The sequence below is a fragment of the Anaerobacillus sp. ABA4_114 genome (assembly GCF_056159065.1).
Genome location: NZ_JBSWUM010000001.1, coordinates 2,495,944 through 2,512,404 on the forward strand (window position 1 = coordinate 2,495,944; position 16,461 = coordinate 2,512,404).

The 16,461-nt window shown below is 40.9% G+C and carries 17 protein-coding genes; 7 read left to right on the forward strand and 10 right to left on the reverse strand.

The features are described from left to right. Nucleotides 1-31: 31 nt before the first annotated feature. Nucleotides 32-1,879: a monovalent cation:proton antiporter family protein gene (locus ACXAEY_RS12680; protein ID WP_270181656.1), complete on the reverse strand. Its 1,848-nt coding sequence runs from the start codon at nucleotides 1,877-1,879 to the stop codon at nucleotides 32-34. 33 nt (nucleotides 1,880-1,912) lie between these two features. Continuing rightward, nucleotides 1,913-3,253: a magnesium transporter gene (gene mgtE / locus ACXAEY_RS12685; RefSeq protein WP_442865185.1), complete on the reverse strand. Its 1,341-nt coding sequence runs from the start codon at nucleotides 3,251-3,253 to the stop codon at nucleotides 1,913-1,915. A gap of 297 nt (nucleotides 3,254-3,550) precedes the next feature. On the opposite strand from mgtE, the gene ACXAEY_RS12690 reads away from it, so the two are divergent. Both ACXAEY_RS12690 and prpE read left to right on the forward strand, forming a co-directional pair. After that, nucleotides 3,551-4,735 (forward strand): FtsW/RodA/SpoVE family cell cycle protein, encoded by a 1,185-nt coding sequence (locus ACXAEY_RS12690; RefSeq protein ID WP_474812335.1) that lies wholly within the window; start codon nucleotides 3,551-3,553, stop codon nucleotides 4,733-4,735. Nucleotides 4,736-4,826: 91 nt separating this feature from the next. Continuing rightward, nucleotides 4,827-5,561: a bis(5'-nucleosyl)-tetraphosphatase PrpE gene (gene prpE / locus ACXAEY_RS12695; RefSeq protein ID WP_474812337.1), complete on the forward strand. Its 735-nt coding sequence runs from the start codon at nucleotides 4,827-4,829 to the stop codon at nucleotides 5,559-5,561. On the opposite strand, the gene ACXAEY_RS12700 is transcribed toward prpE, so the two are convergent. The 4 genes from ACXAEY_RS12700 to ACXAEY_RS12715 all read right to left on the reverse strand — a co-directional run bounded on the left by ACXAEY_RS12700 (nucleotide 5,533) and on the right by ACXAEY_RS12715 (nucleotide 8,364). After that, nucleotides 5,533-6,438 (reverse strand): RluA family pseudouridine synthase, encoded by a 906-nt coding sequence (locus ACXAEY_RS12700; protein WP_474812338.1) that lies wholly within the window; start codon nucleotides 6,436-6,438, stop codon nucleotides 5,533-5,535. The genes prpE and ACXAEY_RS12700 overlap by 29 nt on opposite strands. Before the next feature lie 69 nt (nucleotides 6,439-6,507). Continuing rightward, entirely contained in the window at nucleotides 6,508-7,305 is a 798-nt protein-coding gene (locus tag ACXAEY_RS12705; RefSeq protein ID WP_270181651.1) for an NAD kinase, read from the reverse strand. Nucleotides 7,306-7,324: 19 nt separating this feature from the next. Then, nucleotides 7,325-7,957 (reverse strand): GTP diphosphokinase, encoded by a 633-nt coding sequence (gene yjbM, locus ACXAEY_RS12710; RefSeq protein ID WP_270181650.1) that lies wholly within the window; start codon nucleotides 7,955-7,957, stop codon nucleotides 7,325-7,327. 23 nt (nucleotides 7,958-7,980) lie between these two features. Then, entirely contained in the window at nucleotides 7,981-8,364 is a 384-nt protein-coding gene (locus tag ACXAEY_RS12715) for a UPF0738 family protein (protein WP_474812341.1), read from the reverse strand. A gap of 146 nt (nucleotides 8,365-8,510) precedes the next feature. Here ACXAEY_RS12715 and ACXAEY_RS12720 point away from each other — a divergent pair, with 146 nt between their 5' ends. The 4 genes from ACXAEY_RS12720 to ACXAEY_RS12735 all read left to right on the forward strand — a co-directional run bounded on the left by ACXAEY_RS12720 (nucleotide 8,511) and on the right by ACXAEY_RS12735 (nucleotide 10,771). After that, the gene (locus tag ACXAEY_RS12720) at nucleotides 8,511-9,089 is read left to right on the forward strand and encodes a CYTH domain-containing protein (RefSeq protein ID WP_474812343.1); all 579 of its coding nucleotides are present in this window, start codon (nucleotides 8,511-8,513) and stop codon (nucleotides 9,087-9,089) included. A 112-nt stretch (nucleotides 9,090-9,201) separates the two neighbouring features. Beyond that, nucleotides 9,202-9,597: a globin domain-containing protein gene (locus ACXAEY_RS12725; RefSeq protein WP_270181647.1), complete on the forward strand. Its 396-nt coding sequence runs from the start codon at nucleotides 9,202-9,204 to the stop codon at nucleotides 9,595-9,597. An 89-nt stretch (nucleotides 9,598-9,686) separates the two neighbouring features. Then, nucleotides 9,687-10,514 carry a ClpXP adapter SpxH family protein gene (locus tag ACXAEY_RS12730; RefSeq protein ID WP_270182048.1) on the forward strand — a complete coding sequence of 276 codons (828 nt, stop codon included), beginning with the start codon at nucleotides 9,687-9,689 and terminating at the stop codon, nucleotides 10,512-10,514. 83 nt (nucleotides 10,515-10,597) lie between these two features. After that, the gene (locus tag ACXAEY_RS12735) at nucleotides 10,598-10,771 is read left to right on the forward strand and encodes a hypothetical protein (RefSeq protein ID WP_270181646.1); all 174 of its coding nucleotides are present in this window, start codon (nucleotides 10,598-10,600) and stop codon (nucleotides 10,769-10,771) included. Between the two features lie 389 nt (nucleotides 10,772-11,160). On the opposite strand, the gene pepF is transcribed toward ACXAEY_RS12735, so the two are convergent. The 3 genes from pepF to mecA form a co-directional block, all read right to left on the reverse strand. Continuing rightward, a complete protein-coding gene (gene pepF, locus ACXAEY_RS12740) occupies nucleotides 11,161-12,975 on the reverse strand; it encodes an oligoendopeptidase F (protein WP_474812345.1) in 1,815 nt (604 codons plus the stop codon). Between the two features lie 94 nt (nucleotides 12,976-13,069). Continuing rightward, nucleotides 13,070-14,242 (reverse strand): competence protein CoiA, encoded by a 1,173-nt coding sequence (locus ACXAEY_RS12745; protein ID WP_474812347.1) that lies wholly within the window; start codon nucleotides 14,240-14,242, stop codon nucleotides 13,070-13,072. A gap of 109 nt (nucleotides 14,243-14,351) precedes the next feature. Then, nucleotides 14,352-15,032: an adaptor protein MecA gene (mecA, locus tag ACXAEY_RS12750; protein WP_270181643.1), complete on the reverse strand. Its 681-nt coding sequence runs from the start codon at nucleotides 15,030-15,032 to the stop codon at nucleotides 14,352-14,354. Between the two features lie 268 nt (nucleotides 15,033-15,300). Between mecA and ACXAEY_RS12755 the strand changes: the two genes are divergently transcribed. Then, complete coding sequence (locus ACXAEY_RS12755) at nucleotides 15,301-15,975, forward strand: TerC family protein (protein ID WP_333489742.1); 675 nt, start codon at nucleotides 15,301-15,303, stop codon at nucleotides 15,973-15,975. Between the two features lie 36 nt (nucleotides 15,976-16,011). Here ACXAEY_RS12755 and spxA read toward each other — a convergent pair whose 3' ends face one another. Continuing rightward, nucleotides 16,012-16,410, reverse strand: a complete 399-nt coding sequence (gene spxA / locus ACXAEY_RS12760; protein WP_474812350.1) for a transcriptional regulator SpxA — start codon at nucleotides 16,408-16,410, stop codon at nucleotides 16,012-16,014. Nucleotides 16,411-16,461: the final 51 nt, after the last annotated feature.

Here is a 16,461-nt window from a genome sequence, read left to right on the forward strand (position 1 = left end):
AAAGGCCCCGGCATGATGCCGGGAGCCTTTCCTAATAACTCAATAATGTTCTTACTTCTTCTACACTCTCACTGCTACCTGTTACGATCAAACGATCACCAATCCGTAGTTCCGTGTCTCCGTGTGGTACGATCGAGTCTTTACCGCGGAAAATACGAACGATGATCGTATCTCCTAAGTAAGGGAAGTTGCGGAGTGGCACGCCGTTATATTCAACATTGTTCATATTGATCTGGTAGAGCGCATTTTCTTCTTTAGTGAAGATATTTACGACTCCAGGTGATTCGATCAGAGCTTTGAGTAACGCTTTTGTAGAGAAGAATACTGAGAACACATCGATGTTCAGATCACGTAATTGATCAGCGACTTCAGTTAATTCAATTCTCGCAATGACACGTTCAGTTCCATACTCTCTAGCGAATACAGCGATATCTGCGTTCGTTTCATCGTCACCTGTTGAAATCAATAGGATATCTGCATCGAATACTTCACTGTTTCGGAGCGTATCGATTCGATAATCAGAAAGTTCAGTAACGCTGAAGTGACTACTTTGCTTATCTGAGTCAACCTTCTCTTGCTTCGTATGATAAATCGACGTTTGGTAATTCGCAGGATTCAGCTCTAAGGAAATCGGTAGCGTGATCTGGTTTGCACCAATAATCGCAAGCTTTTTAGCGTTGGATCGTTCTTCAGGTTTCGGCATTACTTTCCTAAACAAGATCGGTGCAACGATACAGCTGATGACGGCTACTAATATCAAAGCAGATGACAATTGTTCATCGATGATATCGATTCGTTCCCCGATTTCTGCTGCTGCGATCACGAGAGAAAGCGTTGACGTTAATAGAATTCCACTTCCGAGGACCGTTTTGATGTCATACCATCTTTTTAGCACTAATACTGGAACTAGCTTTGAAATAAATAGTGCAAGCAATAGTAATGGAATCAAGACAAGTACTCTAGGGTCTTGGAACAATGACCAAACATCTAGCTCGACCCCTACCATCACAAAGAAGATCGGGATCAAAAAGCCATATCCAAATGAGTCGAGCTTTTGTACAAGTTCTGTATTTGGTGATAGAAGCGATACGAGCGCTCCTGCCAAGAATGCACCAAGGATATTTTCCGCTCCAACCGTTTCTGAAATACCAACAAGTACGATGATCAGTGTAAATACTGCTCTCGTACCAATCTGTATCGTCCCTTTTGACATCGTTTCAATAAAGGAAAGATGTCTGAAATAAGCACCCATGAAATACAGAAGGATACCCGCTCCAAAAAGAACTAACAAGAGCCACATGTTTCCTTCTCCACCTGAATGAAGAGAAACAAAGATCGCTAACAAGATCATCGTAGCAAGGTCAGCGATAACAGCTATCAAAAGAATCGTTTGTCCGATACTCGTTTTAAGCACATTTGCATCTTTTAATGTTGGCACAACGACGCCAAGTGAGATCGTCGAGATGATTAACGTCATGAAAAAGGCATTGTCTGTATAGCCGAGTACGACGAATAATATGGATAATCCATACGACACAAGAAATACGAAGACGAAGACGATGAATGAAACCAGAACACGGTTCGGTTCGATTTTTCCAGTCGGCAGCTTCACTTTCTTCTTTTTACTGGCAAACACAGAGAAATCGATCTCAAGTCCACTTAGGAACATTAAAAAGATGAACCCAAGCGTTGAAAGTGTGTCTAGCCAGGTATCAGCTTCGACCAAATTGAATCCACTCTGCCCGATAATGATACCAGCGATAATCTCAGCTACTACCACAGGAAGAATGTTCAACTTAAATCTGTGTAGAATGAATGGAATTAAAAATGCAATAACAACTACAATAACTAAGGATGATACTGATGCGCCGTGTTCCATGTCTTTCCTCCTTCAAACCCCAACGATATCCTACTAAATGAGATAGCTCATAAATGCAGTAGCCATACCAAAGTAGATGAGAATACTGATAATATCGTTGATCGTCGTAATGAACGGCCCTGAGGCCACTGCAGGGTCAATGTTTAATTTATGCATAAGTAGTGGTACAAGCGCACCTGCAAGCGTTGCGACTATCAGAGTACATAATAGCGAAAATCCAACTAAAATTCCAAGAAAAAAGGTTCCTTGCCATAAGAAAATAATAATTGTCACAAGGATCCCGCATGTTGCTCCCGTTATTAATCCTGTACCAGCTTCTCGTAAAATTAAGTTCCATTTACTATGTTCTTCAAAATCCCCTGTTGCAATCCCTCGGACGACAACTGCTAGTGCCTGTGTACCTGTATTTCCCGCCATCCCTGCGATCAACGGGATAAATACGGCAAGGAGAGCCACTTTATCGAGGGTTTCTTCAAATTGTCCGATTAAACTAGCGGTCATCATACCAAGAAACAATAAGATAACGAGCCAGGGCAATCGTTTTCGTGCTGAAGCAAATGGGTTTCGATCAAGCGTCCCATCGTCTGAGATTGCGGCAAGCTTGGAGTAGTCTTCTGAAGCTTCTTCTTCAATAACATCAACGATATCATCGTGCGTGATGATTCCAAGTAGGTGCTGTTGAAAATCCAGTACGGGTAGCGCCAGGAAGTCATAATCTCTCATCAACCTAGCCGCTTCTTCCTGGTCTTCTCCAACTGAAATCGATACAACACGTTCATTCATGATGTCTTCGATCAGGACATCTTCTTCAGCTATGATCAAATCTCTTAAAGATATGACGCCTACCAGCCTTTTTTGCTGGTCCACTACGAATACATAGTAGATGGTTTCTGCCTCGGGGGCTTCACGTCTAAGAATTTGCATCGCACGTTTCACCGTTTGGTGAGCTCGTATCGACACAAATTCAGTCGTCATGATACTTCCGGCAGTCTTCTCTTCATAATGAAGCAGTTCTTTGATCTCGTCAGCTGCATCATCGTCCATGATTGTTAAATAACTTGCAATCTGTTCTGGGTTAAGCTCGTTCAAGACGTCAACAGCATCATCGGCATACATCTCAGCAAGCATTTCAGCAGCATATGGAGGTTCCATTTCAGAAATAAAATCTTCCTGCTCTTCTATTTCAAAGTTTTGAAAGATCTCTGCCATTTCTTTTGGAGACAAATACGTATATACCAATAGTCGAACGTCTTCTTCAACAGTAAGGAAGAATTTTGCCTGGTCATAAGGATGTATATCGAGAAATAGGTCACGAAATGCCTCTATTTTTTCTTCAGATAAAGATTCGATAAGGGCATCGTAAATAAGTTGGATCTCTTGTTCTGGATGTGCCACCAAGCACTCCCTCCTTCCTACTCTTTACTAAGCGCGTCATGCGTTATCGTAATAAAATAGACATAAATTGCATGTGAGGTCTTGTTTATTTCTTTAAGTAGCGTACAATCTCATTTATAATATAATAAGTAAAATTACCTTCCTATCTTAGTCGGAACATAGTAATTTTGTCAAAACAAATTCCTTTTTCAGATTTGCAAAAAGAGTTTTTTCAGATAAGATAGGTGATGTGCTTTGAGCACGTCTCCAACGCTTTTCTTTAGAAAGGATTATATCATGAACAATGACAATCAAACACCTTGGCAGCAGATCGATTATACGCTTCTGTTCTTTATCTTTTTACTGATGTGTGTCAGTACAGTTGCCATTTATTCTGCACAAGCTTCACTTCCTGGAGAGTTAAAAAACGTAAACTTCGCTGGAAAACAGCTAACTTGGTATTTCATTGGAACGTTTGTATTATCACTCACGATGGTCATCGACTTTGATCGCTTCAAACAGCTCTCGTGGTACCTTTACGGTTTCGGTATTTTCCTTTTACTACTGCTCATGATCATGCCAGAATACATAGGAAGCTATCAGATTGCCCCAATTCGAAACGGAGCAAAAAGTTGGTTCGTATTACCTGGGCTTGGAAGCGTGCAGCCATCAGAGTTTATGAAGATCTTTATGATCATCACAATCAGTTCTTCTGTCGTGAAGCACCATGAAAAATACGGAGAAAAAACGATTCAAACCGATTTGATCTTACTAGGTAAAATCTTTGCGATCGCTGCTCTTCCACTTGCGATCGTTATGAAACAGCCCGATCTAGGTACCGCGATGGTTTTTACCGCGATCGTCGTAAGTATTACGCTCGTATCAGGCGTTCGATGGCGTTTGCTCGCATTGCTCACGCTAACGGGAGTTGCAGGTATTGCTGCAGTAGTATTCACATTCTTTAAATTCCCAACCTTTTTCAAAAGTTACATTCTAGATGAATACCAGCTTGCCCGTTTTTATGGCTGGCTCGCACCAGAAGAATATACGGATGCAGGCTATCAAGCAACGAAAGCAATCCTAGCCATCGGGTCAGGAAAGCTTGAAGGAAAAGGCTATGCAGATGGTACCGTCTACTTCCCTGAAGCCCATACCGACTTCATTTTTGCAGTGATCGGTGAAGAGTTTGGTTTCATTGGAGCGAGTATCACCATCTCGATCTTCTTCCTTCTCATTTACCGCATGATTCATACTGCATTAGAAAGCAATGAATCGTTCGGTAGCTATTTATGTGCCGGTGTAATCGGTATGTTGACTTTCCAAGTATTTCAAAACATCGGTATGACCGTACGATTATTACCGATTACTGGAATCCCTCTTCCTTTTGTAAGTTACGGAGGAAGTGCCTTGCTCACATATATGATTGCAGTTGGACTTGTATTGAACGTTAGATCACGAACAAAAACATACATGTTTGAATAACCTGCCCAAGCGGCAGGTTATTTTTACATCACTTTCAAGAATGTGAACCATGAAAGTAGGGAATGGATAATCGCATAAAGGAGGAAGTACAATGTTCGATATTATTGGTGACATACACGGCTGTTATGATGAATTCGTATCCCTTACTCATCAGTTAGGCTACGAATGGAAAAACGAGACCCCTATTCATCCTGAAAACAGAAAGCTTGTCTTCCTCGGAGACCTTACGGATAGAGGTCCACAATCCCTAAACGTTATTGAAGTCGTTGCAAAGCTCGTTGAAAAACGAGAAGCCTATTATTGCCCCGGCAATCATTGTAATAAGCTCTACCGCTACATGATCGGTAGAAACGTCCAGCAAAAGCATGGGTTAGAAACAACCGTAGAGGAACTTTCACAGCTATCAAGTGCAAAGAGAGAAGACATCATCGACAAGTTTACTACTCTCTATGAAGAGTCTCCTCTCTATTTAACACTCGATAATGGAAGTCTCATTGTCGCGCACGCAGGGCTGCCAGAAAAGTATATCGGCCAATCAGGAAAGAAGGTTAAAACCTTTGTCTTATATGGAGATGTGACGGGAGAAACCCACGCGAACGGCATGCCTGTAAGAAGAGATTGGGCAGCTACTTACAAGGCTTCCCCTCTCATCGTGTATGGTCATACGCCTGTCGAGGAGCCACGACGGATCAACAGAACCGTCAATATCGATACAGGTTGCGTGTTTGGAGGTAAGTTAACAGCACTTCAATATCCTGAACTCACAACCGTTTCCGTTCCTTCTTCCTTACCACTTGTTAAAGAGAAGTTCCGCGCATTTCCATAACATTTCTCATATCTTCTTCCAATTCAGCAGTAAACGTAAGTGTTTTTTCAAGAAAGGGGTGATAGAACGCAATGCTCTTACTATGAAGAGCTTGTCGGTTTATCTCTCCTTTTTCTCCGCCGTAAAGATCATCTCCTAATAAAGGATGACCGATCGAAGACAAGTGGACTCGGATTTGATGTGTCCTTCCGGTTAATAACTTGATTTCAAGGAGGCTTTTGGTAGAACTCGCTCGAATCGTTCGATAGTGAGTAACGGCTTTCTGTCCACCCTCTCTTACAGCCCTCTCGATGATGCTGCCTTCTTTTCGACCAATCGGTTGATCGATCACACCCTCTTTTTGTTCAATAACCCCATGAATGATTGCATAATACGTTCGCTTCATCGTTTTGTTTTTTTGTTGTCGCGAAAGCAGGTCGTGCGCGTAGCGATGTTTTGCAAAGAGAACGAGACCGGATGTGTCACGATCGAGTCGATTGACCGCGTGTACGGTTCTGTTTAAATCATGCTTTTGATAGTAAGCGAGTACACCTTGAGCAAGGGAGCTTTCTGAATGCCTAGATGGAATCGTAGGCAGGTTTGACGGCTTATTGATAAGTAAGAAATGGTCATCTTCAAACGTAATCCTTAAATTCATCTCGATAGGCTTCATAGTCTCACTAACCTTTTCTTCTGGAAACGTTAATGAAACGAGATCTCCTGTATGCAAAGTCGTCCGAACATTCCTAATTTCTCCGTTCACCCGAATGCTGCCACCTTTAAACTTAATATCCGTCAGCATACTTCTTGAAAGGCTTTTCTCTCTTAACAAAAATTCTCTCACTAAAGTTCCGTCGTTGCGTTCTTCTACCTTCCAGTTAAACTGTAAGCCGCTCATGATGCACCACCTCCTTTACTAGATAGAAAAGCAGTCCAGCTCTTCAGATGAACTGGACTGCTTCTGTACTTATTCATCATCGACGAACGATTCCTTCACGCGCTTCCAGAATGGGAAAGGTCTAAACCTAGCAAACCGGATCTTTTCTTCTGCAACACGATATTGAATCGATTTGACATCTTTTTGAAGTAAGAAAAGGTGGTCGACCGTAATCTGAAAATCCACGTCATTAACAGGTCTTAATAAACAAGTGTGATGCTGCGGCAAAACGAGCGGTGAGCCAACCGTTCGAAATACCCGATTATTGATCGATGCCATCTCGGAGAGCTGAATCGACGGCAGGGCTGGATGAATAATCGCTCCACCAAGCGCTTTGTTATAAGCTGTGCTCCCTGAAGGAGTAGAAATACAAAGGCCGTCTCCTCTAAATGTTTCAAAAAGATCACCTTTGATATCAACATTCATTACTAGTGAGCCCTCGACGCTTTTTACCGTACATTCGTTCAAAGCGAGATACCTATTTTCTTTCGAGCTATCAAGGTAACGAACCGTTACTTCAAGAAGAGGGTATTCAACGATTTGGAATGGCGTCCTCGCAATATGAATCACAAGTTTCTCAACTTCCTCAGGCACCCAATCTGCATAAAACCCAAGGTGTCCAGTATGTACACCGACAAATGCGGTATCGTCCAATCGATCTTGATAATGATGAAAAGCATGCAGCAACGTACCATCGCCACCAACAGAGATCACGATATCTGGTTCTGCTTCATCGTACTCTAGATCAAAATCACGCAAATAGTTCTTTATGCGCTGCTGTAGCTGATTCGACGTTTGATCCCCTTTCGACTTTATAGCAAATTTCACTTTCGGCACCTCATCTACTTTAGTTTTCTTTCTCTTCCTTTTCTTTCTTTTGCATAAACACTTTTTGGGCTTCTTTTATTTCTCCCCTAATCTCCGACATTTCATCATCTAACCTTGAGGCGGCTTCTGCTGCTCGTTGAAGTCGCCTTTGGATGTTGCTCGGAATCTTCTTATTATATTTGTAGTTAAGGGAGTGCTCGATCGTTGCCCAAAAGTTCATTGCGAGCGTACGGATCTGAATTTCAACGAGAAGCATCTGTTCACCGTGAATCGTTTGAACAGGGTAACGGACAACGACATGATAAGAGCGGTACCCGCTCTCTTTTTGATTCGTTACATAATCACGCTCTTCAACGATTTCAAAATCTTTTCTGTTGCGTAAATGCTGAATCACACGGTTAATATCTTCAACGAACTGACACATCACGCGTAACCCAGCGATATCATGCATCTCTTCCTGTAGCTTATTCGTTGGAATATCTTTTCTTTTCGCTTTATCCATAATACTTGGAATCGGCTTTACTCTTCCTGTAACAAATTCTACAGGCGTATGATCATCCGCCTTTTCAAACTGATCTCTGATGCCTTTAAGCTTCACCTTCAGCTCGTTTACAGCCTGCTTATATGGCGCCAAAAACTCTTCCCAATTCATCCTACCACCACCAACGACAATATCTATGAAGTAGCTGTTAGAAATACGCTCTCAACAGCTTCATTCATTTCATTTCCATAGTTAGAATTCCCTTTGATATTCTCAACTAAATAAGCGAGCTCTTCTTTTATTTCGACAAGCTCGAGCTTATCCCCTGTCTCATCGACTAGCAAAACAGGTAAACCTTTATCTAGAATGCCTTTTAAAGAAGACCACACGTCCTTGTTAAAACGAATATATGTATACCCTTCATCACCATCAAGTAGATAAACAAATGAGAGGTTGTCTGAATCTACAAGCATATTCCCAGTTGCAGAATAACTAGTTAGATCCACTTTCTCATCGATATAAAAGATTGTATTCTCCTCGTTCATTTCTCCTCTTGTTACCTGGTATTGTAATGCCACAAATACCTCTCCTTCCTTGCAAATGCTATATGTACCACCATATAGTTTATCATATTGAATGGGGTGATTTCAGTTGTGTTGTCCTAAAAACCTACTTATGACATAATTTCGATAGATAAGATATTTCCTTAATGGAGGCTCAACAAATGGCTCAAGAAATCGAGATCGAATTTAAAAATATGCTAACTGAAGAAGAATATGACGCATTATTAGCTTCTTATGAGCTATCACATGACGATATAAATACACAAACAAACGATTACTTTGATTCTGATCAATTTATTCTTCGGGACAAAGGCGCAGCCCTACGTGTAAGGAAAAAGAAAAATAGGCTTGTACTTACCTTGAAAGAGCCAGCACAACAGGGATTATTAGAGACACATCAAAATATCACTGAAGAAACATTCCAATCGATCAAAGAAACTGGACAATTACCAAACGGAGACGTGTACCAACAAGTAGCGAAGCTCGGTCTTGCTGAAAACCTTTTCCATCTCGGGTCATTAACGACTCATCGTGCAGAAGTGAAGCTTCCTACTGGCCTCCTCGTTCTAGATCACAGTGAATATCTTGGATGTGAAGATTACGAATTGGAATTTGAAGTGACCGACTTTGAAGAAGGAGAACGTGCTTTCTACCAATTATTAGATAAACATGGAATTGAAATTAGAAAAGCTAAGAACAAAATACAGCGATTCTTCATTGAAAAACAGAAGCAACTGTAGCGCTTCTGTTTTTTTATGGGAATCATTGCAAACCAGATTATTTGCTGTTACATATAGAGGTTGCTAAAATAAAACTGTAATAAGGTTCTAATTTCCAAAGGGGAAGAGCAATATGAAACAAAACATGTATGATTTAATTGGACGTTCAAAGTTAGATGAACTTGTGAACGCGTTCTATAACAGAGTTTCACAACATCCGAAACTTAAACCGATCTTTCCTGCTGACTTGGACGAGACAGCACGAAAGCAAAAACAATTTTTAACACAATTTCTAGGAGGTCCTCCTCTATATTCTGAAGAACATGGGCATCCTATGTTAAGAGCAAGACATCTACCATTTGAAATCACACCAGAACGAGCTACAGCCTGGCTAACTTGTATGGAAGATGCTATGGACGAAGTTGAATTAGAGATTGAACTTAAAGAACATTTATTAAACAGACTTACATTCACAGCCCACCATATGGTCAACACGGGTAATCCGGAAGAGAAAGGAGAATCGAATTGACACCGAAAGAGACAGGTTCCTTTTGCGATTCTTACAATCCAAACGGAGATACCGACACTTGTTCAACGCTATCCCAGAAAAGCAAGCCGATCGAGATCTACTCTTTCGTCGATCCGTTATGCCCTGATTGCTGGGGTCTTGAACCCGTCATAAAAAAGCTCCATCTTGAATATGGACATACATTTCGAATAAGGCACCTTGTGGGTGGTAATGTTGAAACGTTCAATTCCTTTAAAAGGAAAACAGAAGGCATTAAAACCCACGCAGATGTTGCGAAACGCTGGGAGCGCACTGCTACACGATCTGGCATGTCATGCGATGGGGACCTCTGGTTTGAGGATCCGATCGATACACCTTACATCGCTTCGATCGCGATCAAAGCAGCAGAGCTTCAAGGAAAGCTGCAGGGTCTTCGATTCCTTCGTAAAATGAGAGAACTTCTCTTCATCGAAAAGCAGAACATGACGAAAGAAGAGAACCTCGTCAATGCAGCTAAAGATACTGGCCTAGATGTGGAAGAGTTTAAAAAAGACCTCCACTCTCAAGCATCGATCAGAGCCTTTCAATGTGACTTGAAGATATCAGCTGAAATGGAAGTGAATGAACTTCCAACGCTCGTTTTCTTTAACGAAAACATTGAAGAAGAAGGGCTGAAGATTACGGGTCTTTACGATTACGAAGTGTACGTTAGCATTTTACATGAAATGCTGAAAAAAGAACCGGAACCTGAGCCTCTACCTTCCATCGAACATTTCTTGCAGCGTTATCAGTTCGTTGCAACGAAAGAGGTTGCAGTTGTTTATGATTTGAGCCTTGAAGAAGCAAATGCCGAAATGAAAAAACTCGCACTGAAACAAAAAGCCGCACAAGTACCAGTGAAACATGGTTGCTTCTGGCGATCGACTTCTCAATCTTAAGGAACGGGGAAAATTCCCCCGTTCCTTTTTTACGGTCTAAAAACAAAAAGGTTTCATATTTATTTTATTGAGGAGGAGAAAGTATGTCTTATACTGTACTATTCGGTCTGATACTAGTGGCTTTGAGTTTTGGAGTTTTTTTAATGGGGCTTCTTAAGTTCATCCCTTCTATCGTAGGGATTCTTCTTCTGTTCTTCTCAATTTTATTTACAGTAAGCATGTTCAACAAGCGCAACCAATTTAAAGGCTTTCACTAAAAAACCCGCCTGTAGTTAGGCGGGTTTAGTACTGATAAAGTGGGGATTTCCGCTCCAGGATACTCGCTTTCCGCGGGGCGGGAAGTGAGCCTCCTCGGCTTCGCCTGTGGGGTCTCACCTGTCCTGCTGATCCCACAGGAGTCGAGTATCCTTCCGCTCCAATCCTAATATAAATTTTATTGGAAGCGTAAACCTCCTAAAGAAGCCGGAAAGAAAAACCTTTTTTTCACAATAGATTCAAATGTTTCATTCGATTTGAAATTAATTTTGTGAAGTGAATAACTCTTCCTTCATATGATTAACGGAGTTCATCCATAGAAAGACAGACCATAATACACTAGATTTTTGAACAAGCAAAAACCCGCCTGTAGTTAGGCGGGTTTGCATTGTTATGAGAAGAGCAGGTTTTCCATTTCATCTAGGATGGATTCAAACACATCTAAAGCGTCGCTGATCGGTTTTGATGATGTCATATCTACACCAGCTTTTTTCAATACTTCGATCGGATAGTCAGAGCTTCCCGCTTTTAAGAAGTCAATATAGCGTGAAACAGCTGGCTCGCCTTCATCAAGGATTTGCTTTGATAAGGATGCCGCTGCACTAAATCCTGTGGCATATTGGAATACATAATAGTTGTAGTAGAAATGTGGGATCCTTGCCCATTCAAGTGCAATATCTTCATCGATCACTAGGTTTTCACCGAAATACTTTTTGTTCAACTCATAATACAACTTTGAAAGCAGGTCTGGAGTCAATGGCTCGCCTTCTTGAGCTTTCTTATGGATCATGTGCTCGAATTCAGCAAACATCGTTTGACGGAACACAGTTCCACGGAATCCTTCAAGATAATGATTTAACAAATACAGCTTTTCTTGCTTATCTGTTGTATTTTTTAATAAGTAGTCATTCAGAAGAGATTCATTCGTCGTCGACGCCACTTCTGCTACAAAGATCGAATAATTAGCGTATGGATATGGCTGGTTCTCTCTCGTGTAATAAGAGTGTACGGAATGACCAAACTCATGTGCAAGCGTGAAAAGATTGTTCACGTTATCTTGCCAGTTCATCAAAATATATGGTCGCGTACCATAGCTGCCTGATGAATACGCTCCGCTGCGCTTCCCAACGTTTTCTTGAACGTCTACCCAGCGATTTTCAAATCCTTCTTTTAAGATGTTTTCATATTCTTCGCCTAGTGGCGTTAATCCCTTTAGAATATAATCCTTCGCTTCCTCATACTTCACTTCCATCTTTACATCTGGAACTAAAGGTGTATAGAGATCATACATATGAAGTTCATCTAATCCTAACGCTTTTTTACGAATATCTACGTAACGATGCAACAAATCTAAGCGACTATTTACGGTTTTGACGAGATTATCATACACTTCTTCAGGAATATTGTTATTGTCGAGTGCTGCTTGACGAGCAGAATCGTAGTTACGAACGGATGCATAGTAGTTATCACGCTTGACCGTTCCACTCAGCGTACTCGCGAATGTGTTTTTAAATTTATCATACGTATCATAGACGGCTTTAAAGGCATCCTTCCTTACTCTACGGTCACTGCTTTCAAGGAAACGGATCAATCTACCATGAGTGACTTCAACCTCATCACCGTTCTCATCTTCAATCGTAGGGAATTTCATATCAGCATTGTTTAACATCCCGAACGTGTTGCTCGAACTATTCGTAACATCACTAATGCCAGCGAGAATCGCTTCTTCTTCTTTTGAAAGAACATGTGGACGCTGACGGTTAATTTCGTCGAGTGCTTGAGCATACAACTGAAGATCTTTGTTTTCTTTCAAATAAGTTTCGATTTCCTTCTCAGGGATACTTAAGATTTCTGGTACTACGAACGCAAGCGCGCTGCTGACTTGTGTCGCAAGATTTGATGCTCGATCATTCAAACCTTGATACGTTGAGTTTGTCGTATCCTGGTCGTATCTCATGTGTGCGTATGTAAAAAGCTTTCCTAGTTTTTTGGTAATTTCATCTTGCTTTTGTAGTCCAGCATAAAGCGTATCAGCTGATTCGCTCAGTTTCCCTTTATACGTTTCCATCTCAGGGATTAGCGCTTTAATTTCTTTGAATTCTTCTTCCCATTTCTGATCATTCTCATAAATCGCTTCTAAATCCCACGTATCTTCTACCGGAATATCTTCACGTTTTGGTAATGCATTTTTTGTTTTGTTCTCCATCTATCAGACACCTCCATCATATTTTCATATACATTAATTATCCTATCATATTTCTCTTATTATTCTTACATTTTCGCTCGACAATACTCGCATGTTAGCTAAGATTTGAAAGTACTCTTTCATCTGATTTTAAAGCGATTTCGACAGAATGATGCATGGCGGGTTGATGTATTTTTTCATACCGATCTCCTCTTTTTTTGAGGACGGATAACGTGATGAGTTGCGAGAGGTAACCTCTTAAAGAGAGTTCGATCCCTTCTTCGAATGATTGGGTTCGTACTTTGATAATGCCACGAGAAATGAGTTCTTTAAAGGAAGTAGAAAGATGATGAAGTGTAAACGTTGATTTGGGACGTAGGTTTTGAAGGAAAACTAACGAAATCCAAGATTGCCATAAATACGCTGGGGTTTCGATCCAATAATTTGAGGATGAGGGGATGCCTGCTTCTGAAGGGAACAGTCTGAGTGTCCCTCCTTTTTTGTATAAAAGTTTCCTCATATAAAAATAGGCATAACTTTTTTCGCCATGAGGATTCATTCGCCAGATTCGTTTTTGTTTAAGCCAGATCCAATTGAGGTGAGAGTGAGAGAGTGTTGTTACGTGAGGCTGAAAAAGAGAAGTGATCGAAGTGGTTTCAAGAGAGATTACGTGTGAAGTACAAACGATTTTTGTAGGGGTCAAACTATACTGGGGTGCAACGAGGGAAAATAGTTTTTCAAATGGACAGTAATAAAAGAGAACTGGTGTATGGTTTATCAGTTTAACAGCTGCCCACTCCATGGAACTTACCGAGTGGATAAAAGGATACTTACTTCTGAGCCGACTCTTACCTAAGATCCACCATACGTCGAGCCCACTTTGATAATAACTGTCTGAGCGGTGCTGTAAGAGTGTTTCTTCTATGGGAGAGCATTGGTATTCGATAGCAAGATTACGTGACTTTAAAAAGAGATCTGGCCGTTTTCTAGGCTCTGATAAGTATGTTTCTACTTCAACGTCAGCGTGCTCATTTCTTAACCAGCGGTAAAGCTGCTCTTTGCCCGAAAGATGATAGCTAGACTCAACCTCCCACGGATCAACACAAGGGGCATGGGCACGGTGGGCAAAATGCCAAACTTTTTTCTGACCGAGTCTCATGACGACTGATCCATTACAACTTGGGCAGTAAAAGTCAGTAGTCTTACGAAGCTTTATCAGAGAATCTAACCCCTCTTTATTCTCAGCAAAATTCAAGATTGATCCAACGCTTGATACAGCTTTTAACATCTGTTCACCTCGATTTTAATTAGATGCGATAGTATTCTCTTCTCTCTCACAATTTTCCTCTTTTTATAAAAATAAAAAAAGCCGATTTCCTATTGAAATCGGCAATGGTTTATAAGAGTGGGAAGTGAACACGGAGCTGTTCAAGAGCCTGTTCAGAGAGAATTTCCTTACCGTATTCTTGCATCCTGTGAACTGTTAGATCTGACTCATATCCGTACTCTAACAACTGGCTCAAGCGGTTATCCTGATCATCTTCGCTCAATGCTTCGTCAAAAACAACGTGGAGGTAATATCTGTCTTCGAAATTGTACAGCCCGTTTTCAACTCCATCTGCATCAAATCCATGAGCTAAAGAGATAACATCTTCAAAATCTTTAAATCCAATTGTGAAGGTGAGTTCTTCTTCTTCAAGCTGTTCTGCTTCCTCTGTCTCATGACTACTTTGAATCGTGAATTTGTCGTCTAAAATTTTATCAATATTCTCATCGATTGGAAGATCCAATTGTTTATCTTCAGAGATCGGTAATTCAAGTTTAGAGCCGTCGTTAGACATCTGCGCACGTGTAACGATGATTTCCAAACCTTTTTCTAAGGCCTGTACTTGTATCCAGAGCGGACCTTCCAGTGAAAATTGCTCTCGTTGATGCGCTTCATCCATCATTTCCCAGAACAGCTCTTCTCCTCTTTCTCGATCGTACCAAATTTCTTCTCGATCAAATCCTCTATTTTCAATGTCCCTATACGTGATAAAGAATTTTAATGTATTAGCGTTGACTCGTTCTATTTCCATCCGTTTTCTCTCCCTCCTGTTTGTTTAACCGGAAGGCTATTCCCTCTGGGATACTCCTTATTGTTTCATTCCCTCAAGCGATTAAACCAAACCGCTTTTCTCTTGTAATACCATTCTATGATAAAACTTCAAAGAATGGAAATAAAAAAACGTTTGTTTTTCACTCATATTACAGCATATACACGATATAAATATTTATGTGTATAGCTTGCCCCTGTATGCTCCTGTCATGATTGTAAAATTTAACTAAATCCGGGAGTTGGCGCCATTGTTCGAAACAGAAATCATCACTTCGATTTTGTTCATTATCGGTATCGATATCGTACTCGGAGGTGATAATGCAGTCGTCATTGCTCTTGCCTGTCGAAATTTGCCTGAATCCAACAGAGGTAAAGCGATTTTAATCGGTACAGCACTCGCTGTAGGTCTAAGAATAGCACTAACCATTGTTGCCGTCTATTTATTGACTCTTCCTTACTTGTTGATCATCGGAAGTCTGTTCTTACTTCTGATATCACTCAAGCTTCTGAAGGATGATGAGAGTACAGAAACGATCGATTCTAAGTTTTCCTTCTGGGGTGCGATCAGGACGATTGTCATTGCTGACCTGATCATGGGGCTTGATAATGTTCTCGCTATTGCAGGAGCAGCCCACGGAAAGCTGTATCTGGTCGTCTTCGGCTTACTGATCTCTATCCCCATCATCGTATGGGGGAGCAGAATGATTCTACATGCACTAAACCGCTTCCCTTTTCTCATTTACGTTGGAGCAGGGATACTCGCATTAACTGCAGGAAAAATGCTAACGAATGCTCCTGAACTCAAAGCATTTTATTACACGTACCCGTCATTAGAATATCCTACCCACTGGTTATTCTTATTAATAATTATCATCGGAGGATGGTATTATAAAAGGAAAGCTAACAAAACAGTTCGTAACTAAAAAAACTTCTACAGGAATCTCCTGTAGAAGTTTTTATTAATTTACAAGACGCTGTGTAGCTTCTTGAAGTTGAAATGTACGAACTTTACGTGGAAGGAATCGACGAATTTCATCTTCGTTGTAACCCACTTGTAGACGCTTCTCATCTAAGATGATCGGACGACGAAGCAATCCAGGGTATTCACTAATTAGCTCAAACAATTCCTGAAGTGAAACGTTGTCTAAATTCAAGCCCAATTCCTGGAATGTTTTTGAGCGAGTTGATATAATTTCATCTGTTCCGTCCTCAGTCATACGAAGAATTTCTTTAACCTCTTCAATCGTGAGGGGTTCAGCAAATATGTTACGTTCTGTGAATGGAATGTCGTGCTCCTGTAGCCATGCTTTTGCTTTTCGACAAGATGTGCAGCTTGGAGATGTATAGAGTGTTACCATAAGGATTGGCTCCTTTCTATAAATGAACATTATTCTTTATTTAGAAACATT

What these genes read in the sequence shown, in the direction of transcription:
- ACXAEY_RS12680 (WP_270181656.1), bottom strand. Translation starts at nt 1,879, where the DNA reads ATGGAACACGGCGCATCAGTATCATCCTTAGTTATTGTAGTTGTTATT.
- ACXAEY_RS12690 (WP_474812335.1), top strand. Translation starts at nt 3,551, where the DNA reads ATGAACAATGACAATCAAACACCTTGGCAGCAGATCGATTATACGCTT.
- prpE (WP_474812337.1), top strand. Translation starts at nt 4,827, where the DNA reads ATGTTCGATATTATTGGTGACATACACGGCTGTTATGATGAATTCGTA.
- ACXAEY_RS12700 (WP_474812338.1), bottom strand. Translation starts at nt 6,438, where the DNA reads ATGAGCGGCTTACAGTTTAACTGGAAGGTAGAAGAACGCAACGACGGA.
- yjbM (WP_270181650.1), bottom strand. Translation starts at nt 7,957, where the DNA reads ATGAATTGGGAAGAGTTTTTGGCGCCATATAAGCAGGCTGTAAACGAG.
- ACXAEY_RS12720 (WP_474812343.1), top strand. Translation starts at nt 8,511, where the DNA reads ATGGCTCAAGAAATCGAGATCGAATTTAAAAATATGCTAACTGAAGAA.
- ACXAEY_RS12725 (WP_270181647.1), top strand. Translation starts at nt 9,202, where the DNA reads ATGAAACAAAACATGTATGATTTAATTGGACGTTCAAAGTTAGATGAA.
- ACXAEY_RS12735 (WP_270181646.1), top strand. Translation starts at nt 10,598, where the DNA reads ATGTCTTATACTGTACTATTCGGTCTGATACTAGTGGCTTTGAGTTTT.
- pepF (WP_474812345.1), bottom strand. Translation starts at nt 12,975, where the DNA reads ATGGAGAACAAAACAAAAAATGCATTACCAAAACGTGAAGATATTCCG.
- ACXAEY_RS12745 (WP_474812347.1), bottom strand. Translation starts at nt 14,242, where the DNA reads ATGTTAAAAGCTGTATCAAGCGTTGGATCAATCTTGAATTTTGCTGAG.
- mecA (WP_270181643.1), bottom strand. Translation starts at nt 15,032, where the DNA reads ATGGAAATAGAACGAGTCAACGCTAATACATTAAAATTCTTTATCACG.
- spxA (WP_474812350.1), bottom strand. Translation starts at nt 16,410, where the DNA reads ATGGTAACACTCTATACATCTCCAAGCTGCACATCTTGTCGAAAAGCA.